The 16487-nt window shown below is 53.8% G+C and carries 12 protein-coding genes; 6 read left to right on the top strand and 6 right to left on the bottom strand.

Features of this window, described 5'->3' with window-relative positions:
• Positions 1-4: 4 nt before the first annotated feature.
• On the bottom strand, positions 5-1033 hold the full coding sequence (locus tag DHN43_RS19205) for a 2-oxoacid:ferredoxin oxidoreductase subunit beta (RefSeq protein WP_108819702.1): 1029 nt from the start codon (positions 1031-1033) through the stop codon (positions 5-7).
• Positions 1030-3021: a 2-oxoacid:acceptor oxidoreductase subunit alpha gene (locus DHN43_RS19200; protein ID WP_208995493.1), complete on the bottom strand. Its 1992-nt coding sequence runs from the start codon at positions 3019-3021 to the stop codon at positions 1030-1032. Before DHN43_RS19200 ends, DHN43_RS19205 begins: the two co-directional genes overlap by 4 nt.
• Positions 3022-3328: 307 nt before the next feature.
• Between DHN43_RS19200 and DHN43_RS19195 the strand changes: the two genes are divergently transcribed.
• On the top strand, positions 3329-4141 hold the full coding sequence (locus tag DHN43_RS19195; protein WP_108819701.1) for an SDR family oxidoreductase: 813 nt from the start codon (positions 3329-3331) through the stop codon (positions 4139-4141).
• A 202-nt stretch (positions 4142-4343) separates the two neighbouring features.
• Positions 4344-7238: a DUF2339 domain-containing protein gene (locus tag DHN43_RS19190; protein WP_208995492.1), complete on the top strand. Its 2895-nt coding sequence runs from the start codon at positions 4344-4346 to the stop codon at positions 7236-7238.
• 47 nt (positions 7239-7285) lie between these two features.
• On the opposite strand, the gene DHN43_RS19185 is transcribed toward DHN43_RS19190, so the two are convergent.
• Positions 7286-8278, bottom strand: coding sequence for a threonine dehydratase (locus tag DHN43_RS19185; protein ID WP_108819699.1), 993 nt, complete (start codon positions 8276-8278; stop codon positions 7286-7288).
• Between the two features lie 136 nt (positions 8279-8414).
• Between DHN43_RS19185 and DHN43_RS19180 the strand changes: the two genes are divergently transcribed.
• Positions 8415-9272 carry a helix-turn-helix domain-containing protein gene (locus tag DHN43_RS19180; protein ID WP_208995491.1) on the top strand — a complete coding sequence of 286 codons (858 nt, stop codon included), beginning with the start codon at positions 8415-8417 and terminating at the stop codon, positions 9270-9272.
• On the opposite strand, the gene DHN43_RS19175 is transcribed toward DHN43_RS19180, so the two are convergent.
• The 3 genes from DHN43_RS19175 to DHN43_RS19165 all read right to left on the bottom strand — a co-directional run bounded on the left by DHN43_RS19175 (position 9226) and on the right by DHN43_RS19165 (position 12027).
• Positions 9226-9708, bottom strand: coding sequence for a GNAT family N-acetyltransferase (locus DHN43_RS19175; protein WP_108819697.1), 483 nt, complete (start codon positions 9706-9708; stop codon positions 9226-9228). The genes DHN43_RS19180 and DHN43_RS19175 overlap by 47 nt on opposite strands.
• 21 nt (positions 9709-9729) lie before the next feature.
• Complete coding sequence (locus DHN43_RS19170) at positions 9730-10506, bottom strand: SDR family NAD(P)-dependent oxidoreductase (RefSeq protein ID WP_108819696.1); 777 nt, start codon at positions 10504-10506, stop codon at positions 9730-9732.
• Positions 10507-10686: 180 nt separating this feature from the next.
• On the bottom strand, positions 10687-12027 hold the full coding sequence (locus DHN43_RS19165) for a YheC/YheD family endospore coat-associated protein (protein ID WP_063293477.1): 1341 nt from the start codon (positions 12025-12027) through the stop codon (positions 10687-10689).
• 534 nt (positions 12028-12561) lie between these two features.
• On the opposite strand from DHN43_RS19165, the gene repA reads away from it, so the two are divergent.
• The 3 genes from repA to repC all read left to right on the top strand — a co-directional run bounded on the left by repA (position 12562) and on the right by repC (position 16466).
• On the top strand, positions 12562-13770 hold the full coding sequence (repA, locus tag DHN43_RS19160; RefSeq protein WP_108819695.1) for a plasmid partitioning protein RepA: 1209 nt from the start codon (positions 12562-12564) through the stop codon (positions 13768-13770).
• A complete protein-coding gene (gene repB, locus DHN43_RS19155) occupies positions 13767-14816 on the top strand; it encodes a plasmid partitioning protein RepB (RefSeq protein ID WP_108819694.1) in 1050 nt (349 codons plus the stop codon). Before repA ends, repB begins: the two co-directional genes overlap by 4 nt.
• 282 nt (positions 14817-15098) lie before the next feature.
• Positions 15099-16466: a plasmid replication protein RepC gene (gene repC / locus DHN43_RS19150; RefSeq protein WP_108819693.1), complete on the top strand. Its 1368-nt coding sequence runs from the start codon at positions 15099-15101 to the stop codon at positions 16464-16466.
• Positions 16467-16487 lie beyond the last annotated feature (21 nt).

Below are 16487 nucleotides of genomic sequence, written 5' to 3'. Positions count from 1 at the left end.
CGCGTTAAGCCGCGTCCTCCTCCACATCCCACGTTTCTGCTGCACGCAGGGTTGCAGAGAGGTGAATGAGTTTTTCGGTCATGCTCAAGGGCTTTTCTGGCAGGCCGATGCGGCTGGCGGTGCCGAATTCGGTGGCTTGTTCGCGGAACAGGATGCCGAGGACGGTTGGTTCGCCGTCTTTTTCTCCCAGCTCAGCCAATGCAACGGCCAGGGCGTGGTTGGTTTCGTCATGGACCAGCAGATCTGCTTCGGTCACGCCGTCTTCTTCCAATGAAACGATATCCAGTCCAAAGCCGCCGGGTTTTACGCGGATGCCTTTGTCTTTATTGACACCGAACACCATGGGCTGACCATGTTCCACAACGATAGTGTGGTCTGGCCCCTGCTTCTTATCTTTCAGGTGATCAAACACACCGTCGTTGAAGATCACACAGTTCTGCAGCACTTCCACGAAGGCGGTGCCGTCAAAGTCGCGGGCCGCTTGCAAAATGGGGCCAAGCACTTTGGCCTGTGTGTCAATGCTGCGGGCGATGAACTTGGAGCCTGCCCCAATGGCAAAGCGAGCCGGGTTGAGCGGCATTTCCACTGTGCCACCTGGAGAACTCGGCGTGCGCATGCCCTTTTGCGAGGTTGGCGAGTACTGGCCTTTGGTCAGGCCGTAAATCTGGTTGTTAAACAGCACGATCTGCATATCGAGATTTCGGCGCAGCGCGTGGAGCAGATGGTTGCCGCCGATGGACAGGCCGTCACCATCGCCGGTGAACACCCACACATCCAGATCTGGATTAGCAAGCTTTGCACCCGACGCAATGGCAGGTGCACGGCCATGGATTGTGTGGAAGCCATAGGTTGCCATGTAGTATGGCAAGCGGGAGGAGCAACCGATGCCGGAAACGCACAGGGTGTCTTCCAGCTTTGCGCCTGTGTCTGCCAGCATCTTATGCAGGCTTTTCAAAACTGCGTAATCACCGCAGCCCGGGCACCAGCGAACATCGAGAGAACTGGCAAAATCTTTTGGTTTCAGGTCAGTCATGATGAAGCTCCCAGCGCGTCCTCAATGATTTTGGCGATCTCACGGACGAGGAATGGACGTCCCTTCACGCAGGAAACGCTCTCAACCGGAACATCCATCTGGCTACGAAGAACCGTTGCCAACTGGCCATTGTTCATTTCTGGAATGATCACTCGATCAAACCCTGAGAGCAGCTCCTCCAGATTAGGCGGCAAAGGCCAGAGGTGGCGCAGGTGAATGTGGGAGACGGACTTGCCTTCCAGCTCCGCACGGCGGGCGGCCACGCGGATTGGACCCCAGCTGGAGCCCCAGCCAAGCAAAGCCAGTTTGCCGGTGGCTTCTCCGGATTCCACATGCTGCGGCGGAATGCTTTTCGCGATCGCCTCCAGCTTTTGGGCGCGGATCTGGGTCATAAGCTGGTGGTTTTCGCCGTCATACGAGATGTTGCCACTGCCCGCCTGCTTCTCCAGCCCGCCAATGCGGTGCATCAGGTCAGCAGTGCCCGGCACTGCCCATGGGCGGGCCATGGTGTCGGGATCGTGGTCATAGGGCAGGAAACCCTCTGGATCTGTGGCTTTCTTGACCGGGAATGGAGCATAGGCTGGATCACTGAAGTCCGGTAGTTTCCATGGGGCACTGGCATTGGCAATGTAGCCATCAGTGAGCACCATGAGTGGTGTCATGTGCTTTGTGGCCAGCTTGGCTGCTTCCACACCCATGTCAAAGCACTCACCCGGATGGGCTGGTGCGATGACAGGCAGCGGTGCATCCCCGTTGCGGCCCCAGATGGCCTGAAACAGATCGGACTGTTCCGTCTTGGTTGGCAGGCCAGTGGAAGGACCGCCGCGCTGGACGTTGACAATTACCAGCGGCAGCTCTGTCATGATGGCAAGGCCGATTGCTTCCGTCTTCAGTGCTATGCCGGGACCGGAAGAACCCGTCACGCCTAGATGTCCGGCATAAGAAGCGCCAATAGCTGCGCAGATGGCGGCAATCTCATCTTCCGCCTGAAACGAAATCGCACCCAACTCCTTCAACTTTGCCACGGTGTGCAGCAATGGTGATGCTGGCGTGATTGGGTAGGAGCCGTAAAACAGTTCAAGATCAGCAAGGGTGGCGCCAGCATAAAGGCCATAGGCCATGCCTTCATTGCCATTGATGGAGCGGTACTCGCCTTCCATCAATGGGGCTGGTTGAATGCGGTAGCGAGAAACATCCGGCGGCAGATCGGTGACTTCTCCGTAAAGATGCCCTGCCTGCAATGCCATGATGTTGGCTTTGGCCACATCAGGCTTTTTGTGGAACTTCTGCTCGATCCAATGCTCAACATCTGCGGTGGAACGCTCGAACAGCCAGAGGACCAGACCAAGGGTCCACATGTTCTTACTGCGCCGCGCATCCTTTGCGGAAAGGCCGGTTTCCTTCAGCGCTTTTTCTGTGTTGCTGGTGATTTCCAGCGGCAGCACGCGGAAGCTGGAGAGTGACCCATCTTCTAGCGGATTGGTAGAAAAACCTGTTTTGGTGATGGCGCGCTCGGTAAAGGCATCCATATCGATGATCAGCAGACCGTTCTGCTTCACACCTTCCAGATACTTGCGCAGGGCTGCCGGGTTCAACGCCACAAGTGCGTCAGTTTCATCACCAAACGTGTCCACCTCGGTGTGGCCGATATTGAGGGAATAAGCTGAGACACCGTAGATCGTACCGCTTGGGGCGCGGATGTCCGCCGGAAAATCCGGGAATGTCGCAATGTCATTGCCAAATCTGGCGGCACTTTCAGCCAGCCGCGTGCCCGTCATTTGAATGCCGTCGCCCGAGTCTCCGGCAAAGCGGACGCGCACATAGTCGACCTCCGGCTGCTGGGAGACAGGAAGTTCACGCGTTGTTGTGCTGTGTTCCAGTCCGTTCTGCATAATCGGCTCCAAAATACTGGCAGCGGCAGTGGCAGAAATCTCGTCTGTTCTTTTGTCCCTCAGGACATTGCCAATCAGCTGAGCCAGAATACCCACTTCTCTGTGGCTTTTTGTAGCCTGTAATAGCAGGAATGGAGTTGCGACCCGTTAACGCAGCCCGCTGGTAATTGGTCGAACAGCTCTCGGCAGTTGTACCGATCTTGGTGGTTCCGGCCTCATGTTTTGTTCTGTTTCTCGTCCATTCTCGTTCTGCACCCTGACAGATTTAAGTTTGGCGTCATTTGCGAGTCATTTGGCGCGATATGGCTTTGAACCGATCCAACCGCATCCCTAGTTTGACAGAGACGAAGAATAACAAGCGAGTTCCCGAAAGACATCTCGCATAAGGTTTCAGGAGTTTCTCATGTCCAACACTATTCTCATCACAGGCGCGTCCTCTGGCATTGGCAAGGTCACTGCACAGTCCTTTCACGACAAAGGCTGGAACGTGATTGCAACCATGCGCCAGCCCGAAAAGGAAGAGGAGCTGACGCAGCTTGATAATACTCTTGTGACCCGTCTGGATGTGACGGATGAAGCTTCCATTGAAACGGCTATTGCTGAGGGCATCGCGCGCTTTGGCAAAATTGACGTGCTGCTCAACAACGCCGGGTATGGCGCTTATGGTCCGCTGGAAGCCTTTTCCATGGAGAAAGTACGCCGCCAGTTTGAAACCAACGTCATCGGCCTGATTGCCGTGACAAAAGGTGTCCTGCCCCACCTTCGCGCCAACAAATCCGGTACGATTGTGAACATTTCCTCCATCGGTGGCCAGATGACCTTCCCGCTCGGCGCGCTGTATCACGGCACAAAGTTTGCGGTTGAAGGCATTTCAGAAGCGCTTCACTTTGAACTTGAGGCTGCTGGCATCAAGATGAAGATTGTTGAGCCCGGTATGATCAACACCGATTTCGCCGGTCGTTCTTTCGACTTCACCAATGACGAGAGCATGACGGAATACCAAGGTGTTGTGCAAGCGCTGTTTGGAGCCATGAACGGAGGCATGCAGCCTTCCGCACCAAGCGTTGTGGCAGACGTCATCTATACCGCTGTCACGGACGGCACCGATACCCTGCGCTATCGTGCTGGGGCAGATGCCGTCCAGTTTCTCGACAACCGCAAAGCACTGGATGATGCAACATTCATCGGCGGACTAAAGGAACAGCTTGGCCTTTAGGGTCTGAATGTACCGTTCCCCCAACAGTACAATTTGAAAGCAGAGGATGCGGCGGTGTCCTCTGTTTTTTGTTTGAAGCTTCTGAGGCCAGCTGAGACTGCTGCAGGTCAGGCACAGGAAAAATTGTCGTGGCTCTTAACGGGCAATGCGTGTAGGTTTGCCGCAGTCTTTTTTTCTTTAAGTCTTGCTTCCTCAGGTTTTCATGGAACTCATAATTATTGTTGCTGTCGCCGTTTTCCTTGGCGTGGCATTCGCATTTTATAACCGCCTCTCAGATATTGCGCTCAAACTCACTTTTTTGAATGCGCAGATGAAAGAGCTGCACAAGAGCATGGCTGAGTTGCAGGGCCAGCCTCCAAATGTGGGGACTGCTCCAACTGCTGCTGAAAAGCCAGCGACGCATCGTGAAACTTATGTGCCGTCTGTGTCGAAGAAGCCATGGATGAGAGACGTGGATACCAGGAGTGAAGTGGCGAAACCAACGCCACCTCCTGTGCCGAGTAGCATCGCTGCACAAGAAGCACCGAAAGAGGATGCAAAAGCACAGGCTGTAAAGCGGGCTGCTCTAGCTTCTGAGCAGGCTTCAGTCTCTGAGAAAGGTACTGGTGAGGAGCAGCATAAGCCTGAGAAACGCGACACGCTTGCTCAGAAAAATGCCCAGAAAGACGCTCCAAAATCTGAGCAGAAGGCAGGCTCGCATCAATCTGCGCCACCTCAGCCAAAGGCTGATCCGGTTGAAGCGTGGTTTACCGGTGTTGCCCGCAGCGTTATCGACAATGTCCGCAAAAACTGGGTTGTCTGGCTGGGTGCGCTGTCGCTTGCTTTCGGCGGTATCTTCTTTGTTCAATACGGAATTGAGAACGGCGTCCTCTCACCAGCCATGCGCATCAGCTGTGCGTTGGCCTTTGGTGTCTTGCTGATTGCTGGCTCCGAGTTCTTCCGCTTCCGGCAGAAAGAGGCGCATGTTGATCCGTTCGGCCCGCTGGTTGCGGCGGCCAGTGGTGGTCTTGCGTCTCTGTTTGGCGCCACAGTGGGCGCTTATTCGCTTTATGGGTTGATTGGCCCAACGACCACCTTCATCGGATTGGCGCTTGTGTCCTGGCTCGCGATTGGTGGTGGTCTTCTTTACGGCCCAGTGCTGGCGACCATTGGTATTCTTGGGGCCTATTACTCCCCGCTGCTGGTGGGTGGGTCAGAACCGTCCGCCTTGCTCTATCTCTATTTTGCGATGGTGCTGGCAACAAGTTTTGCGGTTGAACGCTTGCAGCGCTGGATCTGGCTCTCCACACTCAGCGTCCTTTCCGTTTTCGTCTGGGTATTCCTGTTGCAGATCCAGATGCCGGAGCAACAACTGACACCGCTTATGCTGGCCGCAATTCTTGCGCTGACAATTACGGTGCCTGCCTTTGGTTTTCCGCCGAAATCAGCGATCTCTTGCTGGCCATTGGACAACGCGTTTTGGGACTACAAGAAGACCTATCCAGCTTTGCTAAGCTACGCCGTGACAGGTCTCGTGCTGCTGACCGGGTTGTTCTTTGCGGGTGAAGACATGGGTCTGGCACGGCCAATGACGCTGATGTTTGCTGGTTTGCTGGTCGCCCATGTGTTCTTTTTGAGTAAAGCGGAAAGCCTTGATCTGATTGGACCAGCACTGCTTGCAGGCTTTGCGTTGATGATGTGGATGCCGAAGGCGCTGGCCTGGCAATCTGTGCCAGACGATAAGCTGTTCTATCTTGCCACTTTGGCTGTTACGATCACAGCGGTGACAGGAGGCAGCTTGTTACGTGGCCAAACCTCCACGCGTGCGTGGTTCTGGAACTGGTCTGCCGTCGCCTTGCCGGGGCTTGGCGCGGGGGTCTACTTTGTCTACACGGTCCTGCACGCGCCAGAGCTGCTGAGCGCTATCGGAGCCTTTGGCTACCTGTTTGCGCTTGCTCTGCAAGTTTGCGTGGCGGTCTATTTCCGCAAGTCAGCGCATAAGTTTGAGTTTGGAACTGAGGGCAGTGCTGCCCTTGCCTTCCTGCTATTCTTGCCATTTGCCTACTACTTTTTTGGCGAGATCACGCTTCCGATGGTTCTCATGATCGGAGCCGTTGCGGTTCTCGAAATCTCAGATCTGTTCGGGCTTAGCATAGCGCGAAAGGCGTTCTTTGCTTACCTGAGTGGCATGGTCTTCTTCACCACGCAACGTTACATAGACGGATTTGGCGAAGCGGGGTACGCAGACATTTCGCTGCTGTTCCTGCCAGTGCTCGCGCTCAGCGCATTTGGCTGGTGGCGCGGCCAGCAGCGCGGGGATGAGAGCGAAGCAGTTGTGTTTGAAACGACTGTTTGGGCAGCCCTATCCCTGTTCTTCTGCGCCTTGCTTCAGGTGTTCTACCGCGATCAGGGCGACATGCCCATGTATGTGATGCATGGGTCCTATGCCTTTGTTCTGGCAATTCAGGTTTCCGTTCAGCTGAAGCGGATGAGCTTCTCAAATTCCTTTGCCAAGTTGAGACGAGGGCTATTCCATTGGTACTGGGCCCTTGCAGTGTTGAACTGTCTGGTTGCGATTGTGATGAACCCACTGGAACGGGACCACGTCTTCGGCTACTTCCCGATTGATAGCCTCTCCATTGCCTATCTGTATCCTGCTCTGGCATTGCTGCTGGCAACTGAGCGCTTCTGGACCCGTGAGGCTTACCTGCAAAACGTGACACGCGGTCTGGCGGGCGTCTTGCTGGTTATGTTTGTCGGGTTGGAAATCCGCGCCTTCTGGCAGGGCCCTGTGTTGACAGGTCCCGGTGTGGTCCTGGAAGAACTCTACAGCTACACCGTCGCGATGCTGATCTTCTCAGTTGGGCTGATCGCGTTTGCCTCAGTGAAGCAACGTAAACGAGTTGGGCAGGCTGGACTGGCGTTCATTATCATCACCTGCCTGAAAGTGTTCTTCATCGACATGTCGGGTCTTTATGGTCTTGCCCGCGCGACATCGTTCATTGGTCTTGGACTAACACTGGTTGGTATTGCCTGGGCAAACAAACGGTTCTTGTCGTTTGACACGCCAGTTGAAGAGGAAGAGCCGGAGCTCAAACCTCAGCAAGATCAGGCTTAATTCATCAATAGGCCGGAGAGAGCAAACAGGTCTCTCCGGCCTTTTTGTTAGGCTGGTGCAAGTTCACCAGTTGCCTGCAAGTGGGTGTTCATCACACTCAGGAAGGTGGTCAGGTCAATATTGCCGCCCGTCAGGATCACACCTGCCCGTTTGCCCTGCAAATTGTGTTTGTTCGCCATCAGGCCGGCTAGTGATGCTGCCCCTGCGCCTTCTGCCAGATTGTGGGTGTCTTTGTAGTAGGCGGCCATCGCTTCAGCAATCTGCGCCTCGCTCACGCTGACCACATCTTCCGCACCTTTCAGGATGATCTCCAGCGGCTGTGCCTGCGGATCGCGGCAGGCCATCCCATCTGCGAAGGTGTTAGCTGTGTCTGTCTGAATTGCCTTGCCAGCTTTAAAGGACAGTGCAAAGGCAGCTGCGTTTTTAGCGGTCACGCCAATGATCTTGGTTTTCAGGCCGAGCAGATCACGAACCGTGATGAGGCTGCAAATGCCGGAGCCCATGCCAATCGGCACATAGACCACATCCAGATCAGCAACCGCACGGTACAGCTCCAGCGCATAAGTGGAGACACCTTTGACGATGTTCTCGTGGAACGGAGGCACCATGTGATAGCCGTGTTTTTCCTGCAGTTGCTGCGCAACCACGCGGCTTTCATCAAAATCCTTGCCGGCAATGATCACATTGGCCCCAAACGCGCGCATAGCAGCGTTCTTTTCCAGTGAGTTGCCATCGGGCACAACAATATAAGATGGAACACCATTTCGGCTCGCGCCAAGAGCAACGGACTGACCATGATTGCCACGCGTCGCCGTCACCAGTCCAGTTGGCTTTTGCGCAGATTTCATCAAGGCATCCACATAGGTGAACCCGCCACGAGCCTTGAACGAGCCTGTTGGCGTATGGTTTTCATGCTTTACGAAAACATCAACACCACTACGTTCCTTCAGCAATGGCCATGCATAACACGGGGTTTCAGGGACAAACTGCTTAACCGTGGTGTGGGCAGCTTCCAGATCCTCTAGTGAAAACAGCGGCATTCGATTTCCTTTTGGCAGTTAAAAACACTTTGCCATGAGCTTACAACCTGACGCCGATGATGGCTTTCAAAATACTGACCTAAACGCCTTTGGCCAATGTCCCCTTGTTTGCCGTGGGTTAGTCGGCTTATAGATAATGCGTCGGAAATCAAATGAACCTATTGAAGCAACTGAGGCTATGAGTTCAGCGCGGGACATTATCAGCAAGTGGAAGCTGCAGTTGTTGCCAAGCAGCGCCTATGCTGTTGCCTACACGGCAGCGCGGGCCTTAATCGGGTTTGCGTTTGAAAGCCAGCGCGGGGCGCATTCTTTTGACAGCGATCGCCGGGTTGATTTCTGGACTCGGCCCAACAGCCTCGCCTTTGTGCCGAAGGGATGCGATGTCACCTCGGAGAGCGAGCGCGGTGGGGAGTATCTGACTTTTACAGTACCAGCTGAACTCCTGCCTGATCGCGGAGAGCAGATGCGCTTCAACCATGCCATCTCGCCTGATGCGATCAAAGCTGCTTTTCATCTTCGCAAGGCACTTCTTTCAGCTGAGCCTCAGGACACCTTAGCAATTGAAGCTCAGCTTTATGCCCTGCTGGATGTGGTGGAGCAAGTTCAGGCGGGCGCCTATCAAGATCCTCCATCCGCAGCGTCTATGACAGATACGCGGTTGAAGCGGGTGGAAGAGTTTGTCGAAGATCACCTTGCCCGGCAGATGTCCATGTCTGATCTGGCAGCATGTGTGGACCTGTCAGCGGGCTTTTTCAACCGTGCGTTCAAAGGCGCCACTGGCAAAACGCCCCACGATTATGTGGTGGAGCGACGCGTGGCGCGCGCGCGCAAACTTCTTGGCGCACCACACAGCACTCTCAGCCAGATTGCTTATACCTGCGGGTTTTCTTCCCACGCACATATGAGCTCGACTTTTAAAAAACGCCTTGGTGTTACGCCCACCCAGCTTATGACGAGGCAGGTTTATCCAGCGCCAGCACGTTCAACTGTTTGACGTGATACTCAAGCACGCGCCAGCCCATTTTCTCATAGAACGGCGTGTTGTCGTCTGAGGCGCACAGATACACACGTGAGTACCCGTTTTCAAACGCCAGTTGGGCCATCCGTGCAACAAGGGCTGTGCCAATACCTTCGCGGCGATGAACTTCCTCTGTCCACACAGCTGCAACCCATGGTGTCAGTTGAGGACGGGCGGCAAAGTCGCTTTCAATCAGCAATGCGCTGCCAAGGTATGTTCCGTCGCGGTGAGCAACAAAGGCGGTGGGGACAGCTTCAGGACAAAGAGCTGCGTGGACTTTGACTTCGATCTCGTCTTGCAAAACGCCTACGTCTCGCCACCAGGTCTGCCAGATGCGATGGGCAATGGTGGGAATGAAATCGGGGGTTTCGCTCATTTCAGAAAGGGTAAAAGTGCGTTCTAAACTTTCCATAGGACTGGTGACCTGTAAAATCTAAATCGGTGTACCTCCTCCGGAAACGCTAATGATTTGTCCTGTTATTTTAGCAGAGCCCGGACCGGCGAAGAAGTTGATCGCTTCGGCTACTTCGTCGGGCTTGATGACGCCCAGATGAGCGTTCTGTTCGACTTTTGAGATGAGGCTTGCAGCAAAAGGATCTCTTTGAAGCTTATCATAAAGAGGGGTTCCACGTACAACACTTGGGCTGACACAATTGACCCGGATACAATGCTGTTTGGCTTCTACCGCTAGGGCACGGCAGAACATGGAGATGCCTGCTGTTGCAGACCCGACGGCTGTGCTGCCAAAGGTCGGGATTATGGAAACATCCGAGGTTAAACAAATAATTGAACCGCAGCGTTGCTTCGTCATGACCGGATAAACCGCATGAATTGGGTGCAGAATACTGCTCATGAGCGAGGTGATTGTGGGCATGAGCTCTTGCAGTTTCAGCTCATGCAATGGTCTGGGGATGACCCCTCCGCCACCGGTGCTGACCAGCACATCGATTCGCCCCATAGCCAGTTCCGCATGGGTAATGGCGGTTTCTGTGCGGCCCGGGTCAGAGGCGTCGCATTGCACAAAATGCAGATAAGCGCCGGGAAACTCTGCTGCAAGTTTGCTCAGGGCGTTGCGGCCCTTGGTGACGTCCCGTGCGCAAATGGTGAGTTTTTGAAGACCGGATTGGAGGAGTGTTTTGGCAGAAGCAAATCCGATGCCGGATGTGCCTCCGACGATGACTGCTGAGGATTCATTTAGTTTCCGCGCCACAGTGACCTCCAGATGCGACTGAACTCTCGTCGTGATCTTGCTCGCGTAGATGCTCAAAGAGTTGTTTTAGTACAGATGCGGTATGTTTTTGCTCAACACGTGAGAGCCTGACAGGCCAAACAGCAATCAAAGTAACCGGAGCGCTAAGACCTTCCTGACATCTATATGTTTTGCCGCTCGTCACTCAGGCTCGTCGCCAAAGCCGGAAAGAAACGCACCATAATCGATGCTGGCCTCCAACGTTGTCACTCTTGCTTCTGCGTGGCGCGGATCGAGAAAGATCATGCGTCCGGGCTTGGCGTTGATCTCGAGTAGCTTGGGGCAACCTGTTTTGTCGACGCCTATATCCAGTCCCAGTTCCCCGATTGGAGAGGTGTGATAGTCGTCCATACGATGGGCAATGGCGAAACCGCATTCCTCGACAGCCGCTTTCACCGCCTCGGCCTTCTTGCCAAACGCGTTGGTGAAGTAGTCATCCGGATCAATCACATCCGCACCCTGGCTGAAGTGGGAGGAGATACAACCGTGCGCGCAGACCCTTGGGCCGATCATCAAGCAGCGCCATGTGCCGCTGATGTCCTTTTGCATCTGAACGCGGCAATCGACAGACCTGCCATCGAACGAAGAAAAGTCGAGACTTTGCTGCACCAGATACTGGTCCAGTGACGTATGACTGAAGGCGAACTCAAACGCGTCTTCCAGCTGCATGAAATCCGCATGCGGGCAGGATAGATCGGTCAACCATTGCAAGCGGTAGCCTTTATCGCGCCTGGACAAGCGCATCAGCAGTTTGCCCCCTCGCCCGTCGACGGGTTTGAGATAAGCAGAGTGATGGCGGTCCAGAATCTTCTTTAAAAGCGGTGGTGTCGGTGCTCGGTGGGTTTCGGGCAGATACTTGCGCAGCTTTTGCCCGTACATCAGGTGCTCATGCACCTCCCATTTATCAAAGAAGCCGGGATTGTAGATGTGAGAGCCCAGAGCGCGCATCCGGTTCTTCACCGCTTCCACACGTAGTTTGTGCTCTTCATCGCGGGTGTGAATGCGATTATAAATGGCGGTGGGCAGGGGCAGACCGGGCTGCCGGTGGCCAGGCATGGTCTCCCCGGTGATTGTGTTTGTCGCCCAGTTGTAATCTTCAGGCGAAAACAGAAAGGCGATGTAGCCGCAGGTTTGAGCGTATGTCAGCATGTCCTGCTGGTGGCGACGCTCAGGATCAAACTTGCCCGCACCCATAATGCCAATGGTCGGGCCGATGTGGATGGTGTCCCCGTCCCGCTTAACGTGAAGGCCATCAATAAGTGCAAGGCCGAGTTCGTCAAACACATCTGCTGGCAGGCCAAGGGCTGACCTGCGCTCGGTGTTGATTGCCGTTTTGGCAGAAAATCGGTGACAGGCACCTATCTTGAAGGACAGGTGTTCACCGGCTGTGGCGCCGATTTTTTGAAGGGCACCTTTGGAAAAGACCACTTCATTGTTTGAACTGGACACACGATAAAGATGAAGTTTGACAGCGGAAACCACAGGCCCCCCAAGATCAGCTGGAAATCAGGACAAAACAGGACGAAACCGGTTGGGCCGGACCATACAAGACAGGTTCTCGCCAAAGCCTTGCGGAACTTGGGAAAGCTCTAATGGTTTAGGTTTTTGCGTGTACTTGGGTGCTTTAGGACTCAGTGCGAATCTATGACTGATTCACGTGTACACTGCCGGTTGAGAGGAAGGTTCGAACTGTCAAATCGGTATTTCATCGATTTTTGCACATAAACCGTCATACCTAAGTTTTTTTGTTGGCTTGGCGAAAGTGAGGTTTCTTAATAAGATTGTTTTGTCTAATTATGGAAATGTTGCTGTAAAATCGGTGGTTTACGCAATATCTGGTAATTTACCGGTTCCGCAGTACAAGGACAGTGGAAAGAACCTTAACGAACTCTTAATATTGGTTAATACTCGTTAACTATAAAGATATTGACGCGGGTTTTGAAACGGAGAAGGATGCGCTGTGACGGATTATTTTCGCTCTGAACTTCAAAACCGTCATAGAGGTTAAGAGGCAATATGCTGCTCGCTGCTGAACATGATGAAACTTCTGCTGAGAAGATTGCACGCCATTCTGACTTGTTGTCACGGCAACTGCAATCCTTAAGGGAGAAGATGTATCCGCCTGAAGCTATGAAGAAGCTGAAGACGTTTTCTTCGCGCGAGGTTGCAGGCCTGCTCGGCGTTGCCGAATCCAGTTTGCGCCAGCTTTCACTCAACGGCGAAGCAGTTATCCCCGAAAGGCTGGATAACGGCAGACGCATTTATACCCTTCCTCAGATCAACGAATTACGTCGTTATCTGGCTGAAAAACGCCCTTCAGATGCCCTGCGTCTGGACCCGCGCCGCCGTCATGGCGAGAAGATGCAGGTTCTGGCCGTCGCCAACTTCAAAGGCGGCTCTGCAAAGACCACCACAACCGTCCATTTAGCGCACTATCTTGCGCTTCAGGGCCTGCGTGTGCTCGCCATCGACCTTGATCCGCAGGCCTCCTTGTCTGCCATGTTTGGCTATCAGCCAGAGTTCGATGTTGACGAGAACCAGACGCTTTATGCCGCGATCCGTTATGACGACGAGGAGCGCGTTCCACTCAGCCATGTTATCCGCAAAACTTACTTTGATGGACTCGATCTTGTCCCCGGTAACCTGGAACTGATGGAATATGAGCACGAAACCCCGCAGGCAATTGCTCAAGGGCTTTCGCGCGGCGATGGCATGTTCTTCCGCCGCATGGCGACCGTCCTGAAGGAGGTGGAAGATGATTATGATGTTGTGCTTATCGATGCGCCGCCACAGCTGGGGTATCTCACCCTTGGCGCGCTCTATGCAGCAACCGGAATCGTCATCACCGTGCATCCAGCCATGCTGGACGTGTCATCCATGAACCAGTTCCTCTCCATGACCTCAGAACTGCTGGCGGTGATTGAAGAGGCTGGCGGCACCCTGAGCCACGATTTTGTGCGTTACCTGCTCACACGCCATACACCCCATGACGTGCCGCAGGTGAACGTTGCAGCGCTTTTGAGAGGTCTTTTTGGTGAGGATGTGTTGGCGGCGTCCATTGTGGAGACCACAGCGATTGCCAATGCGGGACTGGAAAAGAAGAGCCTTTACGAGGTTGAGCGCGGAAACATGACCCGCGATACCCTCAATCGTGCTCTTGAATCGGTCGATGCAGCCAATACGGAAGTGTTCCAACTGATCAAACAGGTATGGGGTCGTCCATGAACAAGGCAACTGATCGTTCCAAGAAGATGCGTGCCATGTTTGGCGGTGTTGATCCGGCTGAGCTGGCGAAATCGCCCGGCCCTGCCCCGTCCATGACGGCGACAACGAAGCAACGCGTCTCTCCGGGGGCGATCAAGTCTATGCGCAACACCTTCTCCAACGTGGAGAAGGAGAACGAAAAGCTGCGTCAGATGATCGAGGACGGCAGTGTCGCGCATGAGCTGAACACGGAAGACCTTGACCCGTCCTTTGTGTCTGACCGAATGGTTGTGGCCAATGATGAGGATTTTGAGAAGCTCAAGGCCTCCATCTCTGCCAGCGGCCAGCAGGTGCCTATTCTGGTGCGCCCGCATCCGGACCTGCCGGATCGTTATCAGATCGCATTTGGTCACCGTCGTTGGCGCGCCTGTAAAGACCTTGGCATCTCGGTTCGCGGGATCATCAAAGAGCTTTCCGATGAAGCCCTTCTGATTGCTCAGGGTCAGGAAAACCATGAGCGGAAGAACCTGTCTTTCATCGAGACAGCGTTGTTTGCCTCACGTCTGGCAAAGACATTCCCGCAGACGGTCATTTCCAAGGCGATTGGTAAGGACGCGACAACCGTATCCAAGCTGCTCAAGCTCATGAATGCCCTGCCAGAAGAATTTGTCCGCGAGATTGGCCCTGCGCCAAAGATCGGGCGTCCAAGATGGGAAGAGCTTGCTGGTCATTTCAATCACGGCCAGTTGCCTGACCCATTCAAGGCCCATGTTGATGCCGTGATGATCAGCGCCGACTTTGAGCTTTCTGCAAGTGACGAGCGCTTCAGCGCGATCCTGTCTGCCTGCAAGTCTGCCGAGACAACGGCAGCAGTCACAACTGGTTCTATCGCCACAGCCGCTAAGAGCTGGATTGGCGACAAGCAGATCCTGATGAAGGATGGTCCGAATGCGCTGAGCTTTCAGGTGGATGCGAAAAAGCAGCCTGAACTTGCCGCGTTTTTGAAGCGCCGCCTGCCGGATCTGATGGATGAGTTTGAAGAAGAAATTCTGAAGGAGGATGCATGACGGTCTAGTTACGTCTCTTCCAAAGAAAAACGGTCCTGCTGACGGCAATCAACAAGACCGAAATTCCTTGGGTACAAACAAACGATAGCGCTCGATGTAACCCTTTTTTGCATCTTCAAATTACTTCGAGACGCGGTACGAATCAACCCTTCACCAAGGTGTTGAAGCGTCTTTCTGCATGCTAATCGCCAGTTTGTCCCGTTTATCCTCAGTTTGGGGAGGATGTTTTGCGTCCTGACCCATGAGAACACCTACTAGACTTAGTAGGTGAACGGTGTAGCTATGCAATCTGTTGGTTCAGTGGCGTCGTTCAGAAAACTGACGCCGGCAATGGTTGCCAGTCAAAAACTGGCGATGGCCAATGACATTGTGAAGACGACAAAATCAGAGGTCGCAATGGCTTTGAAGAAGGCCGCGCCTGCTTTGGGAATTGATGGGACCACCTATCATATTCTCGATATTCTGATTGGCTTGACGGCTGCAGAGGACTGGTCACAGGACCGCCGTCCGCTTGTCGCAATTTCCAATGAAAAACTCGCTGAGTATGTCAGCCGCTCCTCTCGTACTGTCGTGCGCTCGTTACGCAGGCTGGTGGAAGCTGGTGTTCTTGCTTACAAAGATAGCCCAACGGGACGTCGTTATATCTACCGCGCGGGTGAAGATCGTCAGATTGAGCGTGGCTATGGGCTGGATTTCTCTCCGGCACGTCAACGTCTGACTGAACTGAAGCAGATTGGTGCTGTGTTTGCAGCCCGTCTTGCCCAGGAAAAGGAAGCCAAGCGTACAATAAGCCGGCTTTCAAGAGCTATGGCAGACCTTTTCCGTCTTGCCAGCCTTGAAGAACTGGAAGTCTCAGAGATCGCATCCGCATTCAATGAGTTGATGGATCAGCCAATGGGTGTTGTTGACCGCGCTGAGGCATTGACCATGCTTCATGAGCTTTTAGTAGCTCGCTTTGATATGAGGGAAACACCAACAGAAAAGGGTGATGCTGATGTTGCTGAACATGATGTTTTTTTTGATAGAAACTCAGAAATGTCATGCGCAGAAGACAATCATGTCACCCCATATAATAATACAACCTCTCAAGACTCTTGGAAAAAAAGTAAGCAACAGCGGAACGCGTCTAACGACGCATCCATAAATACAAGCAAATCAGGTTACACCCGATTTGAAATGGCTCCTGAAGAGGAACCAGAAAGCGAAACTCGTGCCACAAGCCAAAAGCTGAGCAAAGCTGAAAGTCTGAACTGGTCAGAACATGTTGATCCTCATGAAAGCGATCAGTTCTCCCCTCTCCTGTCTGAGGTTTCCCTTGGGTTGATCAGTTCAGCAACTGCAGAAACTCAAGCTGCAATTGGGCTCGATCTTTCCAGCTGGAACAGTTTGATTGACGCGTCCGATGACATGCGTTTGCTGATTGGCCTCTCTCAAAAAGGCTGGTTTGATGCGAGAAAACGGGTTGGCGATTATACGGCTTCTGCGGTTTTGATCACCACGGTTGAGAAAGCCCTGCGCGATCCGGAAAGCATTGCGCGACCAGCTGGATATTTCCGCGCTTGTGTTGACCGGGCAATTGATGGAAAGCTGGCCTTGCACCGCACGTTGTTTGGTCTGGCCGCCTCCGGGTCCTCTGTTGCAGATAACTAGCGCTGGGTTGGGTGGTTTGCC

The organism is Pseudovibrio sp. Alg231-02, assembly GCF_900143565.1.
Classification (GTDB): Bacteria; Pseudomonadota; Alphaproteobacteria; order Rhizobiales; family Stappiaceae; genus Pseudovibrio.
This window is presented reverse-complemented; position numbering and strand designations above follow the sequence as displayed.